The sequence below is a fragment of the Streptomyces sp. NBC_01478 genome (genome assembly GCF_036227225.1).
In the GTDB taxonomy this organism is placed as follows: Bacteria; Actinomycetota; Actinomycetes; order Streptomycetales; family Streptomycetaceae; genus Streptomyces.
This window is the reverse complement of the sequence record NZ_CP109444.1, coordinates 500,659-527,046: the sequence shown is the minus strand read 5'-3', so window position 1 is coordinate 527,046 and position 26,388 is coordinate 500,659. Positions and strand designations below refer to the sequence as shown.

At 71.7% G+C, this 26,388-nt stretch carries 26 protein-coding genes and 2 pseudogenes; 20 read left to right on the top strand and 8 right to left on the bottom strand.

The features are described 5' to 3' along the window. Positions 1-58: 58 nt before the first annotated feature. Entirely contained in the window at positions 59-1,498 is a 1,440-nt protein-coding gene (locus OG223_RS02255) for an MBL fold metallo-hydrolase (RefSeq protein WP_329241536.1), read from the top strand. Positions 1,499-1,961: 463 nt separating this feature from the next. Continuing rightward, positions 1,962-2,624 carry a hypothetical protein gene (locus OG223_RS02250; protein ID WP_329241534.1) on the top strand — a complete coding sequence of 221 codons (663 nt, stop codon included), beginning with the start codon at positions 1,962-1,964 and terminating at the stop codon, positions 2,622-2,624. 19 nt (positions 2,625-2,643) lie between these two features. Here the strand turns inward: OG223_RS02250 and OG223_RS02245 are convergent, their stop codons facing one another. From OG223_RS02245 to OG223_RS02235, 3 genes are all read right to left on the bottom strand, one after another. Then, positions 2,644-3,156 carry a universal stress protein gene (locus tag OG223_RS02245; protein ID WP_329241532.1) on the bottom strand — a complete coding sequence of 171 codons (513 nt, stop codon included), beginning with the start codon at positions 3,154-3,156 and terminating at the stop codon, positions 2,644-2,646. 139 nt (positions 3,157-3,295) lie between these two features. Further along, a complete protein-coding gene (locus OG223_RS02240) occupies positions 3,296-3,949 on the bottom strand; it encodes a DUF4389 domain-containing protein (RefSeq protein WP_329241528.1) in 654 nt (217 codons plus the stop codon). A 29-nt stretch (positions 3,950-3,978) separates the two neighbouring features. Beyond that, positions 3,979-4,203 carry a hypothetical protein gene (locus tag OG223_RS02235; protein ID WP_329241524.1) on the bottom strand — a complete coding sequence of 75 codons (225 nt, stop codon included), beginning with the start codon at positions 4,201-4,203 and terminating at the stop codon, positions 3,979-3,981. 235 nt (positions 4,204-4,438) lie between these two features. On the opposite strand from OG223_RS02235, the gene OG223_RS02230 reads away from it, so the two are divergent. From OG223_RS02230 to OG223_RS02205, 6 genes are all read left to right on the top strand, one after another. Continuing rightward, complete coding sequence (locus tag OG223_RS02230) at positions 4,439-5,323, top strand: universal stress protein (protein WP_329241521.1); 885 nt, start codon at positions 4,439-4,441, stop codon at positions 5,321-5,323. A gap of 39 nt (positions 5,324-5,362) precedes the next feature. After that, positions 5,363-7,732 carry a glycoside hydrolase family 65 protein gene (locus OG223_RS02225; RefSeq protein ID WP_329241519.1) on the top strand — a complete coding sequence of 790 codons (2,370 nt, stop codon included), beginning with the start codon at positions 5,363-5,365 and terminating at the stop codon, positions 7,730-7,732. Positions 7,733-7,857: 125 nt separating this feature from the next. After that, positions 7,858-8,757, top strand: a complete 900-nt coding sequence (locus tag OG223_RS02220; protein ID WP_329241516.1) for a universal stress protein — start codon at positions 7,858-7,860, stop codon at positions 8,755-8,757. 16 nt (positions 8,758-8,773) lie between these two features. Then, the gene (locus tag OG223_RS02215; RefSeq protein WP_329241513.1) at positions 8,774-9,043 is read left to right on the top strand and encodes an SHOCT domain-containing protein; all 270 of its coding nucleotides are present in this window, start codon (positions 8,774-8,776) and stop codon (positions 9,041-9,043) included. A gap of 236 nt (positions 9,044-9,279) precedes the next feature. Next, positions 9,280-10,125, top strand: a complete 846-nt coding sequence (locus OG223_RS02210; protein WP_329241511.1) for a universal stress protein — start codon at positions 9,280-9,282, stop codon at positions 10,123-10,125. Between the two features lie 185 nt (positions 10,126-10,310). Further along, positions 10,311-10,964, top strand: coding sequence for a GNAT family N-acetyltransferase (locus OG223_RS02205; RefSeq protein WP_329241508.1), 654 nt, complete (start codon positions 10,311-10,313; stop codon positions 10,962-10,964). An 8-nt stretch (positions 10,965-10,972) separates the two neighbouring features. Here OG223_RS02205 and OG223_RS02200 read toward each other — a convergent pair whose 3' ends face one another. Continuing rightward, positions 10,973-11,962 carry an Acg family FMN-binding oxidoreductase gene (locus tag OG223_RS02200; protein WP_329241505.1) on the bottom strand — a complete coding sequence of 330 codons (990 nt, stop codon included), beginning with the start codon at positions 11,960-11,962 and terminating at the stop codon, positions 10,973-10,975. 133 nt (positions 11,963-12,095) lie between these two features. Continuing rightward, positions 12,096-12,797: a response regulator transcription factor gene (locus tag OG223_RS02195; RefSeq protein ID WP_329241502.1), complete on the bottom strand. Its 702-nt coding sequence runs from the start codon at positions 12,795-12,797 to the stop codon at positions 12,096-12,098. Positions 12,798-13,022: 225 nt separating this feature from the next. Here OG223_RS02195 and OG223_RS02190 point away from each other — a divergent pair, with 225 nt between their 5' ends. Next, positions 13,023-13,601, top strand: coding sequence for an Rv1733c family protein (locus OG223_RS02190; RefSeq protein WP_329241501.1), 579 nt, complete (start codon positions 13,023-13,025; stop codon positions 13,599-13,601). Positions 13,602-13,669: 68 nt separating this feature from the next. Here OG223_RS02190 and OG223_RS02185 read toward each other — a convergent pair whose 3' ends face one another. Both OG223_RS02185 and OG223_RS02180 read right to left on the bottom strand, forming a co-directional pair. Continuing rightward, on the bottom strand, positions 13,670-14,326 hold the full coding sequence (locus tag OG223_RS02185; RefSeq protein WP_329241498.1) for a CBS domain-containing protein: 657 nt from the start codon (positions 14,324-14,326) through the stop codon (positions 13,670-13,672). A gap of 35 nt (positions 14,327-14,361) precedes the next feature. Continuing rightward, positions 14,362-14,826: a Crp/Fnr family transcriptional regulator gene (locus tag OG223_RS02180; protein WP_329241495.1), complete on the bottom strand. Its 465-nt coding sequence runs from the start codon at positions 14,824-14,826 to the stop codon at positions 14,362-14,364. A 210-nt stretch (positions 14,827-15,036) separates the two neighbouring features. Between OG223_RS02180 and OG223_RS02175 the strand changes: the two genes are divergently transcribed. Continuing rightward, on the top strand, positions 15,037-15,237 hold the full coding sequence (locus OG223_RS02175; RefSeq protein ID WP_329241492.1) for a hypothetical protein: 201 nt from the start codon (positions 15,037-15,039) through the stop codon (positions 15,235-15,237). 123 nt (positions 15,238-15,360) lie between these two features. Then, positions 15,361-15,870, top strand: coding sequence for a hypothetical protein (locus tag OG223_RS02170; protein ID WP_329265919.1), 510 nt, complete (start codon positions 15,361-15,363; stop codon positions 15,868-15,870). A gap of 515 nt (positions 15,871-16,385) precedes the next feature. On the opposite strand, the pseudogene OG223_RS02165 reads toward OG223_RS02170, so the two are convergent. Next, positions 16,386-16,580, bottom strand: a pseudogene (locus tag OG223_RS02165) (PadR family transcriptional regulator); the annotation flags it as partial. Between the two features lie 207 nt (positions 16,581-16,787). Between OG223_RS02165 and OG223_RS02160 the strand changes: the two are divergent. The 9 genes and pseudogenes from OG223_RS02160 (at position 16,788) to OG223_RS02120 (ending at position 26,368) form a co-directional block, all read left to right on the top strand. Further along, positions 16,788-17,414, top strand: a complete 627-nt coding sequence (locus OG223_RS02160) for a DoxX family membrane protein (protein ID WP_329241489.1) — start codon at positions 16,788-16,790, stop codon at positions 17,412-17,414. A 148-nt stretch (positions 17,415-17,562) separates the two neighbouring features. Continuing rightward, positions 17,563-18,456 (top strand): universal stress protein, encoded by an 894-nt coding sequence (locus OG223_RS02155; protein WP_329241488.1) that lies wholly within the window; start codon positions 17,563-17,565, stop codon positions 18,454-18,456. Between the two features lie 61 nt (positions 18,457-18,517). After that, positions 18,518-19,540, top strand: coding sequence for a zinc-dependent alcohol dehydrogenase (locus OG223_RS02150; RefSeq protein WP_329241485.1), 1,023 nt, complete (start codon positions 18,518-18,520; stop codon positions 19,538-19,540). Between the two features lie 5 nt (positions 19,541-19,545). Beyond that, positions 19,546-20,424: a universal stress protein gene (locus tag OG223_RS02145; RefSeq protein WP_329241483.1), complete on the top strand. Its 879-nt coding sequence runs from the start codon at positions 19,546-19,548 to the stop codon at positions 20,422-20,424. Between the two features lie 89 nt (positions 20,425-20,513). Beyond that, positions 20,514-20,999: pseudogene (locus tag OG223_RS02140) on the top strand (phosphoketolase); the annotation flags it as partial. A 239-nt stretch (positions 21,000-21,238) separates the two neighbouring features. After that, complete coding sequence (gene gap / locus OG223_RS02135; RefSeq protein WP_329241481.1) at positions 21,239-22,252, top strand: type I glyceraldehyde-3-phosphate dehydrogenase; 1,014 nt, start codon at positions 21,239-21,241, stop codon at positions 22,250-22,252. Between the two features lie 150 nt (positions 22,253-22,402). Continuing rightward, positions 22,403-25,093 (top strand): bifunctional acetate--CoA ligase family protein/GNAT family N-acetyltransferase, encoded by a 2,691-nt coding sequence (locus OG223_RS02130; RefSeq protein WP_329241479.1) that lies wholly within the window; start codon positions 22,403-22,405, stop codon positions 25,091-25,093. A 12-nt stretch (positions 25,094-25,105) separates the two neighbouring features. Continuing rightward, entirely contained in the window at positions 25,106-25,837 is a 732-nt protein-coding gene (locus OG223_RS02125) for a CBS domain-containing protein (RefSeq protein WP_329241476.1), read from the top strand. Positions 25,838-25,858: 21 nt separating this feature from the next. Beyond that, positions 25,859-26,368: a flavodoxin domain-containing protein gene (locus tag OG223_RS02120; protein WP_329241474.1), complete on the top strand. Its 510-nt coding sequence runs from the start codon at positions 25,859-25,861 to the stop codon at positions 26,366-26,368. Positions 26,369-26,388 lie beyond the last annotated feature (20 nt).

Here is a 26,388-nt window from a genome sequence, read left to right as displayed (position 1 = left end):
GGACAGGGCCCCCGGCCGCGCACACGACCCAGCGCACTCGTGCGACGAGGAGGCGGCCATGACCTTGAAGGAAGTACCACAGGCGGCACGACCCTCGGAAGTCCGCACGAGACCCGCGCTGCTCACCTTCCTGGGCGGCGTCGGGACGGTCACCGGCAGCAAGTTCCTCGTCGAGAGCGACCACGCGCGCGTACTCGTCGACTGCGGCCTCTTCCAGGGCCTCGCCGATCTGCGCCGGATGAACTGGCGTCGGCTGCCCTGCGACGCCGCCGACATCGAGGCGGTCGTCGTCACGCACGCCCACCTCGACCACTGCGGATACCTGCCCAGGCTGGTGCGGCACGGCTTCCACGGCCGCATCGTGACGACCGAGTACAGCGCACGCCTCATCGAGATCGTCCTCCGTGACAGCGCCAAGCTGCAGATGGAGGCCGCTCAGCACGCCAACGATCGCGGCTGGTCCAAGCACCGGCCCGCACAGCCGCTGTACGACGACGCGGACGTCGACCGCACCCTCAAGCTGATCGACCCTGTACGCACCGGCGAGACCACCGAACTCGCCCCGCACACCCGCCTCACGCTGCACCCGGCCGGCCACATCCTCGGTTCGGCCTGGGCACTGCTCACCCTGGAGGACGGCCACACCCTCGCGGTCAGCGGCGACCTCGGCCGCCCGGGACATCCCCTGCTACGGCCCCCGGAGCCGTTCTCCGGTGCGGACGTACTCCTGATGGAGTCGACGTACGGCAACCGACGCCACGAGGAGGACGCCGGGCGGGCCCACTTCGCCGACGTCCTGACCCGCACCCTCAGGAGGGGCGGCACGGTCGTCATCCCGGCGTTCGCCATCGACCGGACCGAGGTCGTCCTGCACGAGCTCGCCGAACTCCGCCGCCGGGGCCTGCTCCCCGCCGCCGTACCGGTGTACGTCGACAGTCCGATGGCGCTGGCCGCACTGGACGTCTACCGGGACGCCGTCACCGCCGGGGCTCCTGAGTTGCGCCCCGAGGTCACGGCCGCCGGCACGGACGTGTTGAGCCCCGAGCCGTTCCTCGCGGCCCGGACCGTCCAGGAGTCGGTCGAGATCGGCGATTCCACCGGGCCCGCCGTCATCGTCTCGGCGTCCGGCATGGCCACGGGAGGCCGCGTCCTGCACCACCTGGAACGCCTGCTGCCCGACCCGCGCAACACCGTCATGGTGGTGGGCTTCGCGGCGCGCGGCACCCGGGCCCGCGACCTCGTCGACGGAGCCAAGGCGCTCAAGATGTTCGGCGAGTACGTCCCCGTGCGTGCACAGGTCGCCGACGTACCGCACTTCTCGGCCCACGCGGATGCCGCCCAGATCATCGACTGGCTGCACGGCGCGCCCGCCCCGCACACCACCTACCTGGTGCACGGAGAGCCTGACGCGGCCGAGTCCCTGCGGGACCGTATCGACCAGTCCCTGGGCTGGACGGCCGTCGTGCCGCGCTCGGGAGAGCGGGTCCTCGTCCGGTGACGGGGTACCCCCGCTCACGTGTCAGTACGGGAGGCGCCGCCCGGACGGGGTGCGCAGGTCGAGCGGCGCGGGCCGGCGCGGAATCGAGGGGCGCTTGGTCTCCTGTATGCGCTTCATGACCGCCGCCTCCTGGATTCCCGTGGGCAGGGTGCCTCTCACCCGGCCACCGCGTATGCCCTGAGCCTCGTCCATGACCGCTCGTACGACGATGGGGCCTTGGACCCCGGTCCGTGGGCCACAACGACCACGCACCAGAGCCGACCGGCCCCGTCTCCTTCTACCCCGGACGGCACACCCCTTACCCCTCTGGCAGGAGAACCGGCCCGGACCCCAGGTCCGAGCCGTTCGGTCTTCCGGCTGTCCCCAGTGCCAGGGCGTGTTTCAGAAGTGGAGCGAACGCCGAGGACCGGTGGGGCCCGACAAACCGGTCGAGAAAGCCTTGGTGAGCTGCCACCCTGGTCGGATGCTGCTCAAGCTGACCGGATCCAGCGGCGCGGGCAAGACCACACTTGCCTTCGCCGTCACTGGCCGCCTGGACGGGGCCGTGGTGCACGAGTTCGACGAAGTCGGTGTCCCGGACCCTCCGATCCCTCCCCACTGGCGCAATCGCATGACCGAGGTGTGGGTGCGCCGCGCGCTGGAGTACCAGGTCCGTGGAATGGACCTGCTGCTGTCCGGGAACTCGCCGCTGGGCGAGGTCCTGGCCGCCCCCTCGGCCCCGTTGCTGAACGGGATCGCTGTCTGCCTGATCGACGTCGCCGACCAGGACCGGCGCGACCGACTCGCCGCACGCGACGGCGGCCGATGGGATCAGGCCGCCACCGACGCCTTCTGCGGCTGGGCCGCCTGGCACCGCGCGCACGCCCGCGACCCGCGCTTCCGGCCTGATGCGATCATCGACGGGAGCTGGCCGGAGATGGTCTGGGACCGGTGGACCATGTGGACCGCCGAGGACCCGCGATGGCGCACCCACCTGATCGACACCAGCGGCCGGCCGCTCGCGGCATCCGTGAACCAGGTCGAGCGATGGGTCACCGAACAGCGCGAGGCACACCGGTCGGGGCGACTGGCCCTGGCCCGAGGCTGGGCGGAGGGGACACCCGGCCCCACCGACCACGATGCTTGATCCACTTCTCGAACGCGCTCTAGGGGACACGACTCCCGGCCAGTGAAGGCGAGTTGACGGGTTCCGCTGACTCCTGGGACCGGTCCGCGATCGGAACGGTCACCACGGGGACGGTCGCGTGCCGCAGGCATTCGCGGCCCACCGGGCCGACCGAGGGCAGTCCGAAGTTCCCGTGCGCCTTGCGGCCCAGGGCCAACAGCAGGGCGCCGCGCGCCTGTTGGAGCAGTACGCGTGCGGGCGGTCCCTCCACCACGATGCGAAGAACGGCATCGCCGGTCCGGGGTCCCAGTGCTTCGCGCACGGTGGCGCCGAGGACATGGGCGGCCCGATCGCGCTCCTGGGCGGCCGTCGGGCCGGCCGGCACCGGAGCGTAGGGAGCGTGCCCGTTCGCGGCCGGTTCCCAGGCGTGCACGGCGACGAGGTCCGTGTGCAGGACCTCCGCCTGCTCGGCCGCCCAGCGCAGGGCCGCCATCGACGCCTCGGATCCGTCGACGCCCACCACGATGGCGTTGCCGTCGGTGTGTTCGGTCATGGCAGTCTCTCCGTTCGGCCTCTTGTCACCAGGGTGGCCCGGACACGGCGGCCGTGGCGTGGGCCGACGGGGCCGTGTCCGGGACCAACAGGCCCTTGCCGTCGGGGCCTTGAGGCCCGGGCCCGGACGGGTGTCGTGCTCAGGACGCGACTCCGGGTTCGTCACCTCCCTGGTCGAGCCGGAACGGCGGGTAGACGTCGGTGAGGAGCGCCGCGTAGGCGACCACGCGCAGCACCCACCGGTTGAGCCCGATCACCAGGTCGAACAGACCGCGCGGGTAGCGCCCGGTGGCGGCCAGCGAGACCCCGGCGAACACGGCGAGCAGCGCGATGAGGCCGCCGGAGGCCCAGGGCACCTTCAGCCCGCCGAGCAGGAACGCCAGGATCAGATAGTGCGGAACGGCCAGGAGCCACCACTTCACCAGGACCAGACCGCGGGACATCTGCTCCGGGTACGCAACGTCCCAGTGCGTCGGGTAGTCGGGCACGTCGGCGAGGGCGAAGGGCGGGTAGCGGTCGGTGCCCAGGGCGCCGTACGCGTAGTACGCCACGCGCCAACTCCAGCGCAGTACACCGGTGTTGAAGTCGAACAGCGGGCGCGGGTAGCGGCCGGTGAACAGAATCGAGAAGAAGGCCACCACGCTCGTCCCCACGAACGCCACCCACAGGAAGAACAGGACGACGTAGTGGGGGACGGCGAGCAGCCACTTCACCAGCCACAGCCAGCGTGACAGGGACGGATCGAGGTCCGCGGTCAACCGGGCGGGGTGGACCGCGGGCGTCGCTTCATTCATGGCGAACGATCCTTTCGGGGCTGGTGCGGTCAACTCCGGTAGTTCCGGTGGTCGTCGTGCTTGCCGATGTAGTGCCGTTCCTCGATGACGGCCTCGCGCTCGCCCGGCCGCAGGACAGCGCCCCGGGTGCTCATGAACGTGATGAGCCCGATGACTCCCGCCGCCATCAGCAGGAAGCCGACGACGAACGAGCTGTAGCCGAAGATCAGGCAGCCACCCAGTACGGTCGCGCCGATCAGAATGAGAGGAACCATGACCGTCTCCTTCAGTTGGACGCGCGGCGCTCCGGAGGCCTTCTCCGCGGGAGCCAGGCCATTCTTTCTCCGGCGTTACCGTGAGCGTTCCGCTCCGGTGCCCGGCGGCCCAGGGGCTGAGCGGGCAGGTGTCGGGGCCGGGTGGCCCTCGTCCCGGACGGTGGCGAGTGCGAGGGTGACGGGTGGCGCCCTGCGATGCAGGACGCCGTGGTCCGGGTGAAAGGCGGTGGGCGCGATGGAGCTGCCCCTGGTCGTGGGTGTCGACGGATCTGCCCCGAGCGTGCTCGCGGTCGACTGGGCGGTCGACGAGGCCGCCCGGCTCGGCCTGTCGCTACGGCTGGTGCACGCCTTCGTTCCGGAACGCGACCACGCTGCCCCCGCTCTGACCGGCGGTCCCGAGCCGCCGTCCGAGCGGGTTCCGGTCGAGGACGTCGTCACCGGCGCGGCGGCCCGGGCCCGGCGGCGCGATGCGGATGTGCAGGTCGATGCCGAGGCCGTCCCTGGGGACGCGCTGCCCGTGCTGCTGGAAGAGAGCCGTCACGCCTCGGCCCTGGTGATCGGTGTGCGTGGCCTAGGTGAGCTGACCGGGCTGCTCCTCGGCTCGGTCGGACCGGCTCTGGCCGTCCGTGCCCACTGCCCGGTGATGGTGGTCCGCGGTGACGACGCGGGTCTGGCCGGTCGCCACGAACGCGTTCTGCTCGGCGCCGGGGACCCTGGCACCGGCGGGGAAGCCGTGCGGTTCGCCTTCCGTGAGGCGGAGGCACGTGGCTGCACTCTCGACATCGTGCGCGCCTGGAAGCGTCCCGCGCGCAGGACCGCCGATCGCTCCCGGCAGGCGCCGGAATCGGCCCGCCGTCACGAGGCCCATGCCTCCGCTCTGCTGGACACCCTGCTGCGCGACGCCGTGCTCGACCATCCACGGGTCCGGGTCCGCACCACGACGGTCGAGGGCTCGGCCCGCAGTCAGATGGTGAAACGGTCGGCCGCCGCCGACCTCGTGGTCGTCGGAGCCCGGCGCGGGCGTCGCCCCCTCGGCCTCCGGCCGGGCCGGATCGCGCAGGCCCTGGTGCACCACGCGAAGTGCCCGGTCGCGGTCGTGCCGCTGTCCGGTGGATCCTGATGACGGATCCCGACGGACCACTGGCGTGAGGAGCCCCAAGTGACCGGCTGGACCTGGGAGTACGAGGGGTACGTGGCTGCCGACGAGCGGCTCAGGGAGTCGCTGTGCACGCTGGGCAACGGATGCTTCGCCACGCGGGGCGCGCTGCCCGAGTGCGCGGCGGACGAGGTGCACTACCCGGGAACGTATGTGGCCGGCTGCTACAACCGGCTCACCTCCAGTGCGGCAGGCCGCCAGGTCGAGAACGAGGACATGGTCAACGTGCCGAACTGGCTGCCCCTGCGCTTCCGCCTCCACGAGGAGCAGTGGCTCACCCCCGACACCGCGACCGTGCTCGGCCATCACCAGATCCTGCACCTCGACTCCGGTCTGCTGGAGCGGCGCACCCGCTACGGACTCGGCGCGGGTCGAGAGCTGACGGTGCGTCAGCAACGGCTGGTGCACATGGCCGATCCTCATCTGGCCGCGCTGCGCACCGAGTTCACGGCCGAGGGCTTCGCCGGTGAACTGGAGGTCGAGGCGGCGCTCGACGGCGATGTCACCAACGCCGGGGTGTCGCGGTACCGGGATCTGGACGGCCGTCACGTGACCCATGTGCACACCGGCACCGACACCGCCGACACGGTGTGGCTGCGCTGCCGTACCCGCACCTCGGACATCCGTATCGCCATGGCCTCCCGGCTGACCGCCGACGCTTCCGCCACCATCCGGCACGACGGCCCCCGGGTCACCCAGCGGACCCGCCTCGCCCTGACCCCCGGCCGCACCGTCACCGTCGACAAGACCGTCGCCCTGCACACCTCGCGCGACCCCGCGATCAGCGACCCCCTCTACGCAGTTCTCGCCCGGGTGGGCAGGGCGCCCGGCTTCGACGCGCTGCTCGACTCGCACCTCACCGCCTGGGACCAGCTCTGGCGCCGGGCCGCACTGGACGTCCCCGGGGAAGCCGGCCACATCCTGCGACTGCACCTCTTCCACGTCCTGCAGACCCTGTCCCCGCACACCGCCGACCTCGACGTCGGGGTACCGGCCCGGGGACTGCACGGCGAGGCCTACCGCGGCCATGTCTTCTGGGACGAACTGTTCGTCCTGCCCTACCTCAACCTGCACTTCCCGGAGGTCTCCCGCGCACTTCTCCGCTACCGCCACCGCCGCCTCGAACAGGCCTGCACCGCCGCCCGGGAAGCGGGCAGGGCAGGTGCCCTCTACCCGTGGCAGAGCGGCAGCGACGGACGTGAGGAGACCCAACGGCTGCACCTCAACCCCCGTTCGGGACGGTGGCTGCCCGACCACTCACACCTCCAGCACCACGTGGGCTCGGCGATCGCGTACAACGTGTGGCAGTACTGCCAGGCCAGCGGCGACGCCGAGTTCCTGCACACCAAGGGCGCCGAGATGCTCCTGCAGATCGCCCGCTTCTGGGCCGACTCGGCCGTCTACGACGAGCGGTTGGGCCGCCACCGCATCCGCGGCGTGGTCGGCCCGGACGAATACCACGACGCCTACCCCGACGCGTCCGGGCCCGGCCTCGACGACAACGCGTACACCAACGTCACGGCCGCCTGGGTTCTGACCCGGACCCTCGAACTGCTGCGCTCGCTGCCCGAGCCGCGCCGACGCGAACTCGTCGAGCGCACCGGCCTGGACGACGGCGAACTCGAACAGTGGGAGGACGTGTCCCGCACGCTCCACGTGCCCTTCCACGACGGCGTCATCAGCCAGTTCGAGGGCTACGGCGACCTCGTCGAGCTCGACTGGGACGGCTACCGCGAGCGGTACGGGGACATCCGCCGCCTGGACCGGATCCTGGAGGCGGAGGGCGACACCGTCAACCGCTACCGGGCCTCCAAACAGGCGGACGTCCTGATGCTCGGCTACCTCTTCGGACCGGCCGAACTCCGGGAGATCCTCGGCAGGTTGGGCCATCGGCTGGACGAGGACACGTGGCGGCGCACCGTCGACCACTACCTGTCCCGCACCAGCCACGGCTCCACCCTGAGCGGGCTGGTCCACGGCTGGGTGCTGGCCCGGGCCCGGCGCTCCGAGGCCTGGACGTACTGCCAGGAGGCGCTGCGGGGTGACATCGCCGACCTCCAGGGAGGCACCACCGGTGAGGGCATCCACCTCGGTGCCATGGCCGGCACCCTCGACCTCGTCCAGCGTGGCCTGACCGGCCTCGACACCCGCGACGACGCCCTCTGGCTGGATCCCGTGCCGCTGCCGGAGCTGTCCGAGTACGGGTTCGACCTCCGCTACCGGGGCCACTGGGGCGTGCGGCTGCGATTGGCCCACGGGCGGCTGGAGATCGCCGTACCGTCCTCGGACCGCTCCGCGATCGACGTACGGCTGCCCGACCGGACCTTCCGCGTCCAGCCCGGCGACTCGTGCCGGCTCCGCCTCCCGAACTGACCCCCGACGACGGCGACATGGGGCCGGATGGCCCCGTACGAGGCCCCGGAGGCCCCTCCCGCACGGGGCAGGCCAGGAACGACGCTGGCATCGAGGAACACACCGAGTAAGGGGAGGTGCGGATCATGCTTGCGTCCGTCATGGCCGGAGTGGACGGATCCGTGGAGAGCCTGACCGCAGCCGAATGGGCGGCGCGCGAAGCGCTGCGCCGCGGCCTGCCGTTGCGGCTCGTGCACGTGTGGGACCGGCATCCGCGTCCGGCGGAGGAAGAGTCCGAGAGCGCGGTCCAGCGGCATGTGGCGCGGAGCGCCCTGCGGCAGGCACAGGATCGGGTCCGGGCGGTGTGTCCGGACGTGCGCCTGGTCAACGAGCTGGTGGAGGGTCCCGCGATCGCGGAGCTGCTGAAGGCGGCCGAGGATGCCGAACTGCTGGTGCTGGGCTCGCGCGGCCTGAGCGGGTTCACCGGGTTCCTGGTGGGCTCGGTCGCGCAAGGCGTGGTGGCCCGTGCCACCCGCCCCGTGGTTCTCGTCCGGGCAGGCGAGACGGCAGCCGACGAGCTCCTGCCGACCGAGTACAACAGCGCCGGCCCGCGGACCGGGTACCGGGACGTCGTGTTGGCCGTCGGCCTGGACGTACCGGGCGACGCCGAGATCGAGTTCGCCTTCGAGGCGGCCCGGCTGCGCGGCGCGCGGCTCCGTGTCGTCCACGCCTGGCAGACACCCGTGCTCGGGCTCGGCCCCGGCGAGATCGACCTGCTCGACGACCCGCGTCGGGCCGAGGAGCGGCGGCACCTCCTGACCGGCGCGCTGCGACTGTGGCGCGACAAGCATCCCGACGTCGAGGTCGTCGCCACGGTGACGAAGGACCGGCCCCAGACCGCGCTGATCCGGGCCGCCTCCGGAGCGGGTCTGCTCGTCGTCGGCCATCGCGTCGCCCAGCGACCGGTCGGCCGCCGCACCGGCCCCGTGACCCACGCCGCCATCCATCACGTCGACTGCCCGGTCGCCGTGGTCCCGCACGACTGAGGATGTGATCACCGTGATGACGTACTGGAACCACCACGACATGAGCGGCTGGGACTGGTTCGCGATGTCGATCGGCTCGGTCCTGCTGTGGGCCCTGCTCGTGACCGTCGCCGTCCTGCTCATCCGCAACCTGAGCCATACCTCTCAGCGTCCGCAACCCCTCGGGTCGCCTCCGCCCGAGCAGGTGCTCGCCGACCGGTTCGCCCACGGGGAGATCGACGAGGAGGAGTACCGCAACCGACTGGCCGTCCTGCGCACGGACGGTTCCAGGCTCACCGAACACTGAGGCCGAGGGCGGGACGACGATCGACGGCACAGGCCGTCCGTCGCCCCGCCCTTCGGCGTTGTGGACTGGTCGCCGTGCCGTCCGAAGAACCGGCGGGTCCGACGGACACGGGGGCCGGTCGGTGGGGCGACGGGGTCCGTCCGGCCCCTGTGGGTGTGCGGTCGGCCGCACGAGTCTGGAGTCCAGCGGAGCGCTTCCTCCATCCAGGGAGGGTGCCTGGAGAAGGGTGGACTGTGATGAGTGGCCCGGTGGTCGTGGGAGTGGACGGTTCGCGGTCGAATCTGGCGGTGGTGGAAGCCGCCGCGCGTGAGGCCGAGCGGCTCGGAGTCGGCCTGGAGCTGACACAGGCCGTCGGCTGGCCGGCCGGAGACGGGTGGTCCGGCATTCCTTCGTGGGAGATGGGCCGGACCGCCGGGCACGCGTCGAAGGACGCGATGGCCGAGGCCGAGCGGTGCGCCCGCAGCGCCGCACCGGGCGTGCGGATCGCGCGCGAAGTCCTCGTCGGCGAACCCGGGACCGTGCTGGAGGGCGAGTCGCGCACCGCGTCACTGACCGTCGTCGGAATCAATGGCACACGGCGGTACGGCACCCTGCGCAACGGCTCGCTCGCCGGACACCTGTCCGCGCGCGTGTCCGGTCCCCTGCTGGTGGTGCGCGGCAGGCCGAACCCGGTCGGCCCGGTGCTGCTCGTGGCCCACGGCACGGCGACGCTGCGGGCAGCCGCAGAATTCGCCTTCGCCGAGGCTTCCGCACGCGGCGTGGACCTGGTGGCCGTGCAGATGCGGAACATCTCCGCCGCGCGTCCCAACGGTGGGTCCGCCCATGCCGCGACGGCGGACGGCGAGGACGTCGCGCCGGCCGGCGCCCTGTCCGCGCTGAGCGAGCAGTACCCGGACGTCGCCGTGCGCTGCCGCAGGCTTCGCGGCCGGTCCCGCCGGGGCCTCATCGAGGCCAGCGAGGACAGCCGGCTCCTGGTGGTCGGGGTACGCGACCGGTTCCGGTTCGCGCGCCTGCCGCTGGACCCGGTCTGCCAGGTGGCGCTGCACGAGGCGGACTGCCCCGTCGCCCTCGTCCGCTGCTGACCCTTGCGAACGGTCACGGGTACCAGTGACCGGTGGAACGCCACGTGGCGTTCCACCGGTCACTCTCGTTTTTGGGAGTCACCCACCTTGTCACCCACTTTGTCGCCAACAAGCTCTCGCAGGTCGCCCTCCACTCCTGATGTAATAGGTGTAGTACTGATTCATCGCTTACGTATGGAGGGGTTTTGTCTTTCAGGAACACGGCCGAAGCCGTAGGAGCGTGGGTCGAAGGTTGGGCCGTTTCGCGTGGCGCGGCCGAACCGGCGCCCTGCGCCTGGGGGTTCACCATCGATGTCGGCCTGCCCCGGCACGTCATGCGCCACGTCCTGACCACCGTCGACGAGGCGACCGTCCGCAAGATCACCGAGGACGCCACCGCCCCGGGCGTCTGGCTGAAGGCGTTCGTACCACCGGAGACGCTCACCCCTTGGCTGGCCTCCGGCTGGTCCGTGTCGGGTGGTCCCAGCTTCCTGATGTCCGCCCCGCTGGGCGCCTCCCACGCCGAGGTCCCGGACGGCTACCGGCTGCGCACCTGGAGCCGGGCCGGTGTGACCCGCGCCCTGGTGCGCACCGCGGACGGCGCCTTCGCCGCGCGCGGTCAGATCGCTGTCACCGGTTCTACCGCCGTCGTCGACCAGGTGGAGACCGACCCGGCCCACCGGCGCCGCGGTCTGGGGCGCCTGGTGATGGCTGCGCTCGCCGGTGCCGCTGCCGGACAGGGGGCCGTAGACGGCGTGCTGGGCTCGACGCTGGAGGGCCGGGCCCTGTACGAGCGAGTCGGATGGCGCGTGCTGGCCCCGCTGACCAGCGTTGTGCGGGCCCCGGACCCGGCCGGGTAGCCGTGGCGTCAGGCGTGCCGGGCGAGCCGCGCGTCTTCCCTCAGGACCTGACGCGCCGTACGGCGCGGTGTGGTGGGCCCCTGTGGGCCGTAGCCGAGTCGGAGCACCATCTGGGCGTGCGCACGCCGGCTGTCCGCGAGTTGCTCGCGCAGGTCGGGCCACTCCAGCGCCTGGTGGAGCAGGGAAGCCCGTACGCCGTGTGCGGTGGCCACCAGCAGGGCGCGTTCGAGTGCCTCGCCGGCGCGCAGCCAGTCCGTCCGGCGGTCGTGGAGGGTGGACAGGACGGCGATGGAGGGCCGTTTCTCGAAGGGGCGGGCGACGAGTGTCATGGGGTGTCGGCGGGAGCTGAAGTCCCGCATCGGGATCTGTTCCCGGAAGTCCTGCGGTCCGATCGCCTCCGGCGGCATGCCGAGGGATTCGGCGGTGGGCGGGTGGACCCAGCGGCGGCTCTCCGTGGCCCGGTCCGAGTCGGTGGTGTTGCGCTGTTCCGCCTCCCGGGTCAGCCGCAGCACCCGGTCGGTCTCCGAGGGATCGGGGAGGTCCAGCACGGCGCCTTCCGCGTGGGCGGCTTCGGCGAGTTCGGTCAGTACGGCGGAGGGCACCGGCCGGTCGGAGAACGGGAAGCGGCTGCTGTGCCGGCGCCACAAGGCGTCGTACAACTCCGGTGCCGGCGAGAACCGGGTGGTTCCGGCGAGTCGTACGGTGGCCAGCAGATCCGGTTCGTCGGGCCGGGGGAGCCGCCGGGTCACCGGCTCCCAGCCGTAGTGGGCGACCGCGACGCGCAGGTTGAACAGCGCGCAGCCGACCGAGATGTGCAGGGCGCGTCCCGACGGATCGGTGTGGCGCAGGCCGCGTTCCGCGACGGCCCTGATCTCCAGCGTGACCGTGTCCGGGTCGAGCCGGAAGCGCCAGGGCTGGGTGTTGTGGATCGAGGGCGCGGCGACGGACGCCGCGATCAGCGTCTCCAGGGTCGGGACGTCGAGAACCGTGCTGGACATGGGGTCTCCTCCCCGCCCCGCGCCCGAAAGGCGGCCGGGCTGTTGGCTGTTCCTGCCCAGCGTGGTGCCGCCGGGAGGGCCGGAGGGAGGGGCCGTACGGCCTCTGGTCGCGCCGGACGTCCCGACGCGCGGCTCAGGCGCCGGAACGGTCGCCGGACTCGGGCTGCTCCAGATGCGAGGCGAGTACGGCGGCCTGCACCCGGCGCTGGACGCCCAGTTTGGCGAGCAGTCGGGAAATGTGGTTCTTGACGGTCTTCTCCGACAGATACAGCTTCTTGCCGATCTCGCGGTTGGTCAGCCCGTCCCCGATCAGCGCGAGGATCTCCCGCTCGCGCGGGGACAGGCTCGCCAACTCCGGCGCGAGCTCCGGGGCTTGAGTGGGTTCGGCCCGCAGCGAGCGCATCAGGCGGGCCGTCGTCGCGGGGTCGAGCATCGACTGCCCGGAGGCGACGGTGCGTACCGCCGACACCAGGTCGGAGCCCTTGATCTGCTTGAGGACATAGCCGGACGCGCCGGCCATGATGGCGTCGAGCAGGGCGTCCTCGTCGTCGAACGAGGTGAGCATGAGGACGGCCAACTCCGGCATCTGGTCGCGGAGTTCGCGGCAGACGGTGATGCCGTCGCCGTCGGGGAGGCGGACGTCCAGGACGGCGACGTGCGGGCGGACCGCCGGGGCTCGTACCAGGGCGTGCTCGACGTTCTCGGCGTCGCCGACCACCGAGATGTCCTCCTCGGCGTCCAGGAGGTCGGACAGGCCGCGTCGCACAACCTCGTGGTCGTCCAACAGGAAGACGCGGATCGGGTCCTGCGCGGTGAAGGTGCGTGCCTCGGCCATCTCGACCCCTTGTTCCCCGGAATGTGAACGGACTGCGGGCCGTCCGTGAGCACGATCATCACCTGCCCGGCCCGGAAGTTCTAGGGCCGAGCGGCCCAACCGGTCCTCGCGCCGTGTCCCGACCGGCCCCCGTGCGACGGCCCGGTGGCCCCTCCCGGCGGCGACCACCCGATGGGACCTTCCTGTTGTTCTCGTCTTCATGATGCCCGTGAGGGGGTGTGACCGATGCGGAAGACCAAGCGCGTGAAGGTCCTGGGGTGGCGCTGGCGGCGCAACGAACTGCGCCGGCACAGCGACGTGGTCGAGGCATGGATCGTCCTTGCCGCCTGGGCGTTCGCGACGGCCGGAGGGGCCGTCGCCGGAGTGGCGGGCGCTCAGGCCGTCGCGAACGCCCAGGCGAAGGACGGAGCGGAGCGCCGGCCGGCCGCCGCCGTGCTGCTCCGCACCGTGCCACGCGGTGCGCGCGCCGCGGCCGACTACAACCGCGTGCGGGCGGAGGTGCGCTGGACCGACGCGCAGGGCACCGTCCGTACCGCCACGGCGGACGTGAAGGCCGGAACCGCCGCCGGCGGCACGGTGCCGGTGTGGACGGACGGGCACGGCCACCTGGTGGACGAGCCCGCGAGCCCGGCCGTGGCGACGGCACGCGTGGTGCTGGCCGGAACGGGGGCCGGACTGGCCGGCGGACTTTTCGTGCTCGCGGGCGGACGGCTGATCCGGCTGCGAGTGGAGCGGCAGGCCACTGATCGGTGGGGTGAGGAGTGGGAGCGGACCGGGGCGCGCTGGGGGCGCAGGACCGGCTGATACGACGTTGCCCCGCCAAGCGCGGTCGGCGGGCGGGGCAACGTCGTATGGGCTGAGCGCACCTCCCGCTACGCGGGACGGTCGGGCTCGTCGAGCCCGAACTGCACGTCCACGACCCCTTCGACGGCTCGCACCAACCGCGCGGCCACGGGAACCAGGGACGTGTCCCGGACCCGGCCGCCGAGCCGCACGACTCCGTCCTGTACCTCGACCCGCACCGCCGACGCCGGACCGGGGAACAGGTACGCCACCACCTCGCGGCGTACCTCCTCCGCGATCTCCTCGTCGTCCCGGAGGAACACCTTCAGCAGGTCGGCACGGCTGACGACGCCCTCCAGCCGACCCGCGTGGTCGACGACGGGCAGCCGCTTGACCTTGGCGCGTGCCATGGTCCGCGCGGCCTGCGCGAGCGTCGCGCCCGGGCCCACGGTCAGGGCGGGCGCGGTCATCAGCTCGCCCGCGGTCACCGAACCGGCCTTCGCGAGGTCGGGCAGCCGGCGCAACTGCGTGTACCGGTCGGGGTCGGTGTCGCGGAACTCCTCCTTGGGCAGCAGATCGGCCTCCGAGACGATCCCGATCACCCGCTCCGCCGCGTCGAGTACCGGCAGGGCACTGACCTTCCGCTCCTGCATCGTGCGGACGATGTCCTTGAAAGCGGCCCCTCGGCCGACAGTGGCGACGGTACGGGTCATCACGTCGCGCACGATGTGCGGTGATCCATGCATGGTCACTCCTCGTTCGTCGCGGTCCGTCGGCGAGGTCACCGCATGCTCCCGCTGCCGTACGGGGCGTACAGGTCCAGCAGCCGGGTGCGGGCCGAGCGGAGCCGGTGGGCCACGATGTCGCCCACCCACTGGGCGATGTTCATGCCGAACGCGGGATCGTCCTTGCATGCCGCCCGTACGACCGTTGCGTCGAACTCCCAGGCGCGTACCGGTGTCGTGGCCTCGGCGCCCAGATGCCAGGCGTGCGGGCCGAACAGCCAGGACCAGCCGACGAGTTCGTTGTGTCCCAGCGATTCGATGACGGCGGCGCGACGGCCGGGAACGTGCATGTCGAGGGCGATCGTGCCGGTGCGGATGATCCAGAACCGGTCGGCGCGGGCACCTTCCTCGAAGAGCCGGGTGCCCTGGGGGATCGACACCTCCCGTGCGAGCTCCATCAGCCGCTCGCGGTGCTCGACGGGCAGGGCCCGCGGCATGCTCGTGGTGGGGGAAGCGTTCATGGCGTGCCTCCAGAGAATCTTGCGGACCTACCACCTCCAGCGTGTGCCCGTGGGTCCCGCCCTGCCATGGGCCACCCGGCCCGCAGACCGGGCCGACCGGCGCCCCGGGGGAGCCCTGCGGCACCCTGTGCCGTCGTGTCTCTCGCGGTTCGATGAAAACGAGAGAAGTACTCGACGGACAGAGCTCGACACACAGAGGGGGTGGACACCGTGGGTACGACCTTGACACCGGAGTTCTGGAGGCAGTTCGCCGTCCTGCTGGTGATCGCGACCGCAGTCACCGTCGTGGTCAGCGCCGCACTCGACGCGCTGGTGCTGCGGATGCGCGCCCACCGGACACCGCAACGGCCGCCGGTCACACCGGTGGTCCGCACGCACCGGCCGACCGGGCGGACACCCGTTCACCACTGACACAGCGTTCATGCAGGGTGGCACCCGCAGCCGCCGACGTCATCCGGTGACCTGCGGGTTCGTCGCCCGTCGGAACGCAGGGGTGCTGTCGGCGGCCCAGCGGTGGGTTCGTACGATCGGACAGTGACCAAGCAGACGCAGACCACGGTGCGCACGGGGCGGAAGCAGGTCCTCGGGGCTGTCGTCTGCGGCGTGATCGCCCTTTCCCTCTTCGGCATCGCCGTCTACATGGCCGTCTCGGCCGTCGGGCGTCTGGGGCTGGTGGGGAACGAGTTGACCGTGCGGGTCACGGACTGCGACGCGTCCGCGCCGGCCACGACATCCCGGGGCGGCGGTCATCCCGACCTCGACTGCAAGGGGTTCGTGGATCCGACGCAGGCCTCCGGCGGCGGGACACGCCGGATCACGGCGACCGGCTTCTCCTCCGAGCCCGTCTTCGGCGCGCCGGTGAAAGTGGCCAAGGAGCCGTGGGGATCGTGGGTGCCGGTGGACCAGGGCGACTGGAACCGGCTGGGCCGTGCGCTCTCCCCGCTGATCCCGCTCGCTGTCGCGGGGTTGTTCGCCAAGGTGCCCGTGGCCGTCTGCCGCGGCCGGAGGAACTCCAGACGGTTGCTCGCGGGGTCCTTGGCGTAGGAGGGGACGTTCTCGAAGCCGACGTCTGCTCTGTCGGGCGGGGCCGCGCGGAATACGTCGTTGGACTTGCTGCGTCGGCCACCCGTACCGAGGTCGGCGGCACGCCGAAGTCCTCGACTTTTGCCCGCGTCGTGGTGGGGGCGCCAACGGTCGCCGGAGTCGCCCAATGCCGACGCGAGTTCGATGCCGCGGATTCTGCGGAGGCGGCCGACGAACAGCCGAAGGGCGATGCCGCACCCGGCACAGGGGAGCGGTGAGGTCGCGGAGCCGCATACGGAGCGCCGCCCAGAGGAAGCCGACGGCGTAGCGCAGCCTGCGGTGGAGAGAGGACGATGCCGTTCCCGGGATCGCCGGCCAGGACCGCGGCCCATTCTTCCCGGAGGTGTGACCGGCGCTCTCCGGCGACGAAGGAAGCGAAGTCCAGGGTCCGAAGGCATGCCCGGGCGTTCCGGGTATGTGTGCTCGTAGTGGCCTCGAGGTCGAGGCTTCCGCTCCTTGGCCTGGTGGGCCGCTTGCTGACCGACGGCGGTGAGCTCGTAGTAGTACCGCTTCGGCCGTCCCGGGTGCTCGCTCGTTTCCGCATACCGAGTCGCCCACCCGGCGTCGACCAGTCGCTCAAGGATGGGATAGACGGTCCCGGACCCGAGGCCGGCCTCCTCGCAGATCTTCGGCCCCCACGCCGGATCGTCGGCAGTGGACGTCAGCAACACCTTGATGACCTCAAGTGTCGGGCGTGTACGACATTCGGTCGGTCTTTGCACCCTTGTCCCGGAGGCCGTCTGGGAGGCCCAACCAGCCCTGTGGAAGGGGCCGTTCAGCCTGCCACCGGTGGACCAACGGCATCAGGTGACGGACGTCCCGCCGCACCAGAGTGAGCGGTGCAAGGAACGTCCCGACACCTCGAGAGGATCACGACCATGGCTGTGCACGAGCACCCGCACCGCAGCTCCGGCTTCCACCTGCCCGCGTTCCGCAGGAACGGCTCGGCGTCGGACGGCGCCGTGACGGCAGCCGCTACGACGGCCACTTCGGCGCGTGCCTACGCGTTCGCGTCTCTGCGTCTGCTGACCGGGTTCGTCTTCTTGTGGGCGTTCCTGGACAAGACGTTCGGGTTCGGTTACGCGACTCCGTCGGGCAAGGGCTGGATCGATGGCGGCTCGCCCACGAAGGGTTTCCTGAGCTCTGTGGCGGCCGGTCCGATGGAGTCCACGTTCCACGATTGGGCCGGTGCGGGCTGGGCGAACTGGCTGTTCATGCTCGGTCTGCTCGGTATCGGTGTCGCGCTGGTCTCCGGTGTCGCGCTGCGGCTGGCCGCGGTGGCGGGCACGGCGATGATGGCGCTGATGTGGATCGCCGAGTGGCCGCCGGCCAAGCACCTCTCCGACGGCACGCTGAGCATGTCGCCGAACCCGTTCGTCGACTACCACCTGATCTACGCCGTCGTCATCGTCGCCCTCGCGGCGGCGGGCGCCGGCGCGACCTGGGGCCTCGGCAAGGTCTGGGCGAAGCTCCCGATCGTCCGCGACCACAACTGGCTGCGCTGACCACAGCAGACATGGCGGGCCCTCGTGAGGGGCCCGCCATGCGGCTGCCCGTTGGGCCGAACGGCCCCTGTCGGGGACCTGCGGCCCCTGCTGCGGGAACCCCTACGCCACGAAGCTGGAATCAGACATCCGTTCAGGAGGAAGAGTCATGGTCCGCACTGTTGTCGCAGGTCTCGATGGTTCGCCCGAAAGCCGAGCCGCCGCGGAATGGGCGGCCCGTGAGGCACGACTGCTCGGCCTGCCGCTGAAGATCGTCCACGTCTGGGAGCCCGTGCCGGTACCCATGGCTCAGGCCCCTCTGCTGGGTGCGGAGACGCAGCAGCACTGGAGCGAGCGGATTCCGCGCGAGGCGGGCGAGGGCCTGCGCCTGCGCCATCCCGGCCTGGACGTGACCGAGGAGCAGGTGACCGGCTCGCCCGCGGATGCGCTGGTGGATGCGGCGAAGGGCGCCGAGCTGCTGGTCCTGGGCTCGCGTGGGCTGAGCGGGGTCGGCGGGTTCCTGGTCGGTTCGGTCGGGCTTGCCGTGGTCGCGCACGCCGAGCTGCCGGTGGTCCTGGTCCGGGCCGGCGAGCAGACCGTCGCCGCGGACGGGACGAGCCCGGCGTCCGCCACTGTGTCCCGGCCGGTGGTGCTGGGCGTCGATGCGGGCGCTCCGGCCGATGCGGTGATCGAGTTCGCGTTCGCCGAGGCCGCCCGGCGCGGCACCGCGCTGCGGGTCGTCTACGGCTGGAGTCTGCCGCCGTACTTCGCCTACGGTCTCGCGTTCGACTCGGGTCTGAACGACGGGCTGTTCCGCGAGGAGGCCGCGGCCCTCACCGAGGCGCTGCGACCCTGGCGCCGGAAGCACCCCGCGATCGAGGTCGTGCTGGAGCCCCGCGTGGGCAGTGCCGCCGACCACCTGGTGGACGCCTCCCGTGAGGCGTGTCTGGTGGTGATCGGCCGCCGGATCCGCCGTGGCGGGCTCGGCGCGCACATCGGCCCGGTCGCGCACGGCGTCCTGCACCACTCCACCGCCCCCGTGGCGGTCGTCGCCCACGACTGACCCACGACCGACTGACCCACGACCGACTGATCCACCCCCGTCCCCCTGAGGAGCAGCAGTCATGAAGGCAGCAGTTGTCCGGGCCTTCGGTGAACCCCTGGTCATCGAGGAGCGTCCCGATCCCGAGCCCGGCCCCGGGCAGGTCCGTGTCCGCGTCGAGGCGTCGGGGCTGTGCCACACCGACATCCACGCCGCCCGCGGCGACTGGCCGGTCAAGCCGAACCCGCCGTTCGTGCCCGGTCACGAGGGCGTCGGCCTGGTCGAGGAGCTCGGCGACGGCGTCACCCACCTGGCCCTCGGACAGCGGGTGGCGGTGCCGTGGCTGGGCTGGGCCTGCGGGCGGTGCGAGCACTGCCTGTCCGGCTGGGAGACGCTGTGCGAGCAGCAGGTCAACACCGGTTACGGCTGCGACGGCGGGTACGCGGAGCAGATGCTGGCCTGGGCGGACTTCGCGCAGCCGGTGCCCGACGGCGTCAGCGCCATCGACGCCGCCCCGCTGACCTGCGCGGGCGTCACCACGTACAAGGCGCTCAAGGTCGCCGGCGTGCGGCCCTCGCAGCTCGTCGCGATCTCCGGCGTCGGCGGGCTCGGCCACCTCGCGGTGCAGTACGCGAAGATCGCCGGCGCCACCGTCGCCGCGATCGACGTCACCGACGAGAAGCTCGAACTCGCCACCGCGCTCGGCGCGGACCTCGTCATCGACGCCCGCAAGGACGACGTGGGCGAGGTCCTCAAGCGGCACGGCGGCGCGCACGCGGCCATCGCGCTCGCGGTGAACGAGGGCGCGTTCGCCGCCGTCAACTCGGGTCTGCGGCGCGGCGGGAAGCTCGTCATGGTCGCCCTGCCCGCGCACGGCAGCATCCAGGTCCCGATCTTCGACACCGTGCTGAACGGCACCTCGGTGATCGGCTCGATCGTCGGCACCCGCCAGGACCTCACCGAGGTCTTCCAACTGCACGCCGCCGGACGGACCGAGGTCATCTCCGAGACCCGGCCGCTGGACACCGTCAACGAGTCCATCGACGAGGTGCTGGGCGGCGAGGTCAAGGCCCGGATCGTCTTCGACCTCACGTCGGGGCGGTGAGGGCGATGACGAAGGCCCTGCCGATCGTCGTCGGCGTCGACGGCTCCGAGCCGAGTCTGCGGGCCGTGGACTGGGCGGCCGACGAGGCCGCGTTGCGCGGACTGCCGCTGCGGCTGGTGTACGCCTCGCTGTGGGAACGCTACGAAGGCACCTCGATCGCCGACGACGTCGCCAAGCCCGACGAGCAGGTGCTGGCCGAGGACGTCGTCGACACCGCCGCACGCCGGGCACGTCGCCGCCATCCGGACCTCGACGTGAGCGTCGACGTGCTGCCCGAGGAGCCCGAGTACGCGCTGGTGCGCGAGAGCCGCAGCGCCTCGGTGCTGGTGACGGGCACCCGCGGCCGCAGCGGTCTCGCCGAGGCGCTGCTGGGTTCCGTGAGCCTGATCGTGGCCGGGCACGCGCAGTGTCCGATGATCGTCGTCCGCGGCAACCACGACAACCAGGCCCGCACCGGCACGCACGGCCGCGTCGTCGTGGGCGTCGGAGAGAAGCCGGCGGGCTCGGCGGCGGTGCGCTTCGCCTTCGACGAGGCACGGCGACGCGGGGTGCCGGTGGATGTCGTACGGGCCTGGCGCTGGCCTGCGCACGAGACCACCGACCATCCGCTGATGTCCGGAGAACCCGCCCGGCTGCACGAGCAACAGGCGGTCGAGGCGCTGGAAACGGCGCTCCAGGACGTACCCGCCGACGTCGAATCGCACCGCCGTGTCGTCGAGGGCCACACCCGGACCGTGCTGGTGGACGCCTCGCGCGACGCCGACCTCCTGATCGTCGGAGCCAGGCGCCGCCCCGGGCACTACGGGCTCCAACTGGGCCGCGTGGCCCACGGAGTGCTGCACCACTCCGCCTGCCCGGTCGTCATCGTGCCCGAGCACGCGTGAGCATGATCATCTCCAACTCCGAATGCTGACGCAGTAGTTCCGCCTCCAACGCCCCCGTTGAACCATGCCGATGACTTTCGGAACCCCCGATGAACAAGGCCGAAAACCTGGACGCGACCGCCCTGTCCGCGCTCTCCGACGAGGAGTTGCGCACCCTGGACGCGCACTGGCGGGCTGCCAACTACCTTGCCGCGGGCCAGATCTACCTGATGGCGAACGCCCTGCTCACCGAGCCCCTGAAGCCGGAGCACATCAAGCCGCGGCTGCTCGGGCACTGGGGAACCTCGCCCGGCCTGAACCTCGTCTACACCCACCTGAACCGGGTGATCAAGGCGCGCGGCCTGGACGCGCTGTGCGTGTGGGGCCCCGGCCACGGCGGGCCGTCCGTGCTCGCCAACTCCTGGCTGGAGGGCAGCTACAGCGACACCTACTCGGACGTCTCGCGCGACGGGGCCGGCATGGAGCGGCTGTTCAAGCAGTTCTCCTTCCCCGGCGGCGTGCCCAGCCATGTGGCACCGGAGACCCCCGGCTCGATCCACGAGGGCGGTGAGCTCGGCTACTCCCTCGCCCACGCCCTTCGACATGGTCGTCCGCAACGACCTCGACCGCTACCGCCTGGTCATGGACGTCATCGACCGCGTCCCCCACCTCGCCGTACGGGCCGCCGCCGTACGCCAGACCATGGCCGACGCCCGCACCCGCCACCACGCCTGGATCCGCGAACACGGCACCGACCTGCCCGAAGTCGCCGACTGGACCTGGAACGCCTGACCCGCTCCCGTACATCCCCCGCCCGGTAAAGGAGTTCACCGTCATGACCGTACGTGTCGGCATCAACGGCTTCGGCCGCATCGGCCGCACCTATCTGCGCGCGGCACTGGACCGCGCGGAGGCGGGCACCCAGGACGTCGAGGTGGTCGCGATCAACGACATCACCCCGGCCGCCACCCTCGCCCATCTCCTGGAGTACGACTCCACGTTCGGCCGCATCGGACGCGAGGTCAGCCACGACGACAGCTCGATCACCGTCGACGGCAAGCGCATCGCCGTCAGCGCCGAACGCGACCCGGCCGCCCTGCACTGGTCCGACTACGGCGCGAGCGTCGTCGTCGAGTCCACCGGCCGCTTCCGCGACCGCGACTCCGCCGCCCTGCACCTCAAGGCCGGCGCCCACACCGTGCTGCTGTCCGCCCCGGGCAAGAACGCGGACGCCACCATCGTCATGGGCGTCAACGACACGACCTACGACCGCCACCACGACCGCATCGTCTCGGCCGCCTCCTGCACCACCAACTGCGTCGCCCCCATGGTCAAAGTCCTCCACGAGACCTTCGGCATCGAGCGCGGCATGATGACCACCATCCACGGCTACACCAACGACCAGTCCCTCCTGGACGGCCCGCACAAAGACCTGCGCCGGGCCCGGTCGGCGGCCCTGAGCATCATCCCCACCAGCACGGGTGCCGCCCGCGCCGTGGGCCTGGTGCTGCCGGAGCTGGCCGGTGCCCTGGACGGCATCGCGGTGCGCGTGCCCGTCGAGGACGGCTCGCTCACCGACCTCGCGGTCGTGCTGCGGCGCGAGGTGACGTCCGAGGAGGTCAACGCGGTCTTCGACGAGGCCGCCGAGGGCCCGCTCAACGGCATCCTCCGGGTGTCGAAGGCCCCGATCGTCTCCCGCGACGTCATCGGCGACCCCTCCTCGTGCATCTTCGACCCCGCCCTGACCCAGGCACACGGCACCCTCGTCAAGGTCTTCGGCTGGTACGACAACGAATGGGGCTACACCAACCGCCTCCTCGACCTGACGGCCCTGGTCACCGACGACTGAGCACGACCGCGAGAGGCCCCGTGCGGTAGGCCTGTGTGGCGGGTTCCTGAGGGCCGAAAGGCCCCATGGTCCGCCCCCAGGCAGCCCATGGGGCCTCTCTCCGTTCCGCGGGACGCTCGAAGTGCCGAAGAATTCCGGAGGAGATTCGTGATGACGGACGACGTGCTCAACCGACCGACAGTCCACGCCCTGCTCGCGGACGGCACCACCGTGTGCATCCGTCCCGTGGTGGCGGGCGACCACGACCAACTGCAGGGGCTCTACGAGGAGATGTCCCCGGAGAACCTGCGGCTGCGGTTCTTCGGAGTGAGCCGCCGGTCCGCCGAGATGGCGGCCGACCGGGCCTGCCGGCCGCACCCCGGATACCGGGCCCTGCTGGCCGAGGCCAAGGGCCAGGTGATCGGACTCGCCGAGTACGACACCGGTGGCACCGGCACAGCGGCCGACATCTCCATCGCGGTCGCCGACGGACTGCATCACCGCGGCGTCGGAACTCTCCTCGTCGAGCACCTGGTCTCCGCCGCCCGTGCCGAGGGCATCACCACCTTCACGGCCGACGCGCTCAGCGAGAACCGCGAGATCCTGCGGCTCTTCGCCGACCTCGGCCTGCGCACCGCCCGCCGCTTCGAGGGCCCCGAGATGCGCTGCACCATCGAACTCGACGAGGACGAGAACTACCTGTCGGCCACCGAGGCACGTGGCCGCGCCGCCGACGTCGCCAGCCTCGAACCGCTGCTGCGCCCGGACGCGGTCGCCGTCGTCGGTGCCGGGCGCAAGGCCGGTTCCGTGGGCCGGGCGGTCCTGCACCACCTGAAGGCCGGCGGCTTCACCCGTCGCCTCTTCGCAGTGAACCCCGCCGCCACCTCGATCCTCGGCGTTCCGAGCTACCCGTCCGTGAGCGCCCTGCCCAGGACGCCCGACCTCGTGGTCGTCGCCGTACCCGCCGCAGCCGTCCCGGCCACCGCCGAGGAGTGCGGCAAAGCGGGTGCACGCGCTCTTCTCGTCGTCACCGCGGGACTCGACCCGGCCCAGGCCAAGGCGCTCACGGCGGCCTGCCGGACGTACGGCATGCGGCTGGTGGGCCCCAACTGCCTCGGTGTCTCCAACACCGACCCGGAACTGAACCTCGACGCCACCTTCGCCGCCAACCACCCGAACCCCGGCACCGCGGGCATCGCCGTGCAGTCCGGCGGCGTCGGCATCGCCCTGCTCGACGGGCTGTCCCGGCTCGGTATCGGCGTCTCGACCTTCGCGTCCCTGGGTGACAAGTTCGACGTCAGCGGCAACGACATGCTCCAGTGGTGGGAGAGCGACGGCACCACCGACCTCGCCCTGCTGCACCTGGAGTCCTTCGGCAACCCGCGGGCGTTCTCCCGCACCGCGCGCCGCGTGACCCGCCGGATGCCGGTCCTGACCGTCGACGCGGGCCGCACCGACGCCGGCCGCCGCGCCGCTGCCTCGCACACCGCGGCAGCCGCCACTCGCACCATGACGCGCGGGGCGCTGTTCACCCAGGCCGGCATCACCGCGACCCGCTCCGTCGGCGAACTCCTGGAAGCCGCCGCCCTGTTGCACTCCCAGCCGCTGCCGACCGGATCCCGCGTCCTGATCGTCACCAACGCCGGGGGAGCGGGTGTCCTCGCGGCCGACGCCTGCGCCGAGGCCGGGCTCACCCTGCCGACACCCACCCCCGAACTCGTCGACGACCTGCTCGCCGTACTGCCCGAGGGCGCCGCGATCGGCAACCCCGTCGACGCCACCGCGGCCGTCTCGGAGGAGCAGCTCAAGGACTGCGTGGACCGCATCATGCGGCACGCCGGCGTCGACGCCGTCCTCGTGGCCCTGGTCCCCACCGCGGTCGCCGAGGCGACCGGCGACGACCTCGTCCGCGCGTTGACCCAGGCAACGAGCCACAGGCCCAAGCCGGTTGCCGTGATACGGCTCGAACAGGCCCTGCCCGTCGAGCTGTTGCCCACCACCGACCTGCGTACCGTCCCCGCCTACGCCGAACCTCAGGCGGCGGCGCGGGCGTTGGCGCACGCCGCCCACCGTGCGGCCTGGCTCGCCCGGCCCGCCGGGACGATCCCCGACCTCGACGGAGTCGAGACCGCGCGCGCCCACACCGTCGTCGAGACCTACCTCGACGCGAACCCGGAAGGCGGCTGGCTCGGCCCGCGCGAGTGCGCCGAACTCCTCGGCTGCTACGGCATTCCCCAGCTCGCCTGGGCCTGGGCCGACACCGAGGACGACGCCGTCCTCGCCGCCGACCGGCTGCGCGGCGCCGACGGCCGGGTGGTCATGAAGGGCCACTGGCCGGGCCTGCTGCACAAGAGTGAACAGCACGCCGTCCACCTCGATCTGCGTGGCGACTCCCAAGTGCGGGCCGCCTTCCGGGACTTGGAGACACGGTTCGCCGGACTGCTGACGGGTGTGGTCGTGCAGCCGCTCGCCGAACGCGGCACCGAGCTGTTCGCCGGCGTCGTCCAGGACCAGGTCTTCGGACCGCTCGTCCTCTTCGGGCTCGGCGGTACCGCGACCGAGATCCTCGCCGACCACGCGGCCCGGCTGGCCCCGCTCACCGACCACGACGTGCACGACCTGATCACGGCCCCGCGCTGCGCCCCGCTCCTGTTCGGCGCGCACGGCAGCCGGCCCGTCGACCTCGAAGGCCTCGAACAACTGCTGCTGCGACTGTCCCGCATGGCGAGCGAGCTGCCGCAACTGGCCGAGGCCGACTTCAACCCCGTACTCGCGGCACCGGACGGAGTCTCCGTCCTCGATGCCCGCGTCCGCCTGCTGCCCCGCGGGGCGCAGGACCCGTATCTGCGCCGACTTCGCTGAGGAGGGAACACCATGAAGCACAACAAGGTCGGCTCCGTGATGACCACGGAGGTCGTCCGCGCCACCTACGGAACACCGTTCAAGGAGGTGGCACGCCTGCTCGGCGAACACCGCATCAGCGGCCTGCCCGTGGTCGACGAGGACGAGAAGGTCGTCGGAGTCGTCTCCGAGACGGACCTGATGGCCCACCAGGCCGAGACACCCGACCCGTACGAGCCGAAGAAGCGGTTCCGGTTCGCCGACCTGACGCGCAGCGGCAAGCGGCGGGCCGCGAAGGCCACGGCCCGCACCGCCGGCCGCCTGATGACCGCGCCGCCCGTCACCGTGCACGCCGAGGACACCATCGTCGAGGCCGCCCGGACCATGGCGCAGCATCGCGTGGAGCGGCTGCCCGTCCTCGACGAGGAGGACCGGCTCGTCGGTATCGTCACCCGCCGCGACGTGCTCCAGGTTTTCCTGCGGCCCGACGCCGACATCCGTGACGAGGTCGTCGCCGAGGTGCTGGTCCGTGCCCTGTGGCTGGCGCCGAGCATCATCGACGTCTCCGTGGTGGAGGGCGTCGTCACGCTCTCCGGCCAGATGGAGCGCAAGAGCGAGACGGAGATCGCCGTCTCCATGACCCGCCAGATCGACGGTGTCGTGGCAGTCGTCGACCAGCTCTCCTACCGGCGGGACGACTCGCACATCCAGCCCGAGGAACAGACCTACCGCGGTGTCACCGAGACCTGGGTGCGCCACCTGTGAACTGAGAGGAGGCGAACCGCCATGCCCACCAGCGTGCTGGTCGCCTACGGGACGACGAACGGATCGACCGCGCAGATCGCCGAGGCTGTGGCCGATGTCCTGCGCAAGGCCGGCCTCACCGCCGACCTGCTGCCCGCCAGGTCCGTCCTGGACGTGCGCCCGTACGGCGCCGTGGTGCTCGGCAGCGGGCTGTACGCCGGCCGCTGGCACCGCGACGCCCGCCGGTTCCTGAGCCGGCACGGCCGTCAACTGGCCGAGCGCCCGCTGTGGTTGTTCAGCAGCGGTCCGCTGGACGCCTCGGCCTCCGAGCGGGACATCCCGCCCGTGCGTGGCGTACGGCGTGCCATGGCCCGGCTCGAGGCCAGGGGCCATGTCACCTTCGGCGGCTGTCTTGAGGAGGGTGCCAAGGGGCGCATCGCCCAGTCGATCGTGCGCAACGGGAAGGGCGGAGACTTCCGGAACTTCACCGAGATCGAGGAATGGGCCGCGCGGATCGCCGACGAGCTGCTGAACGAGGAGGACAGGGACTGAACCGCCGTACCCCGCGGTAC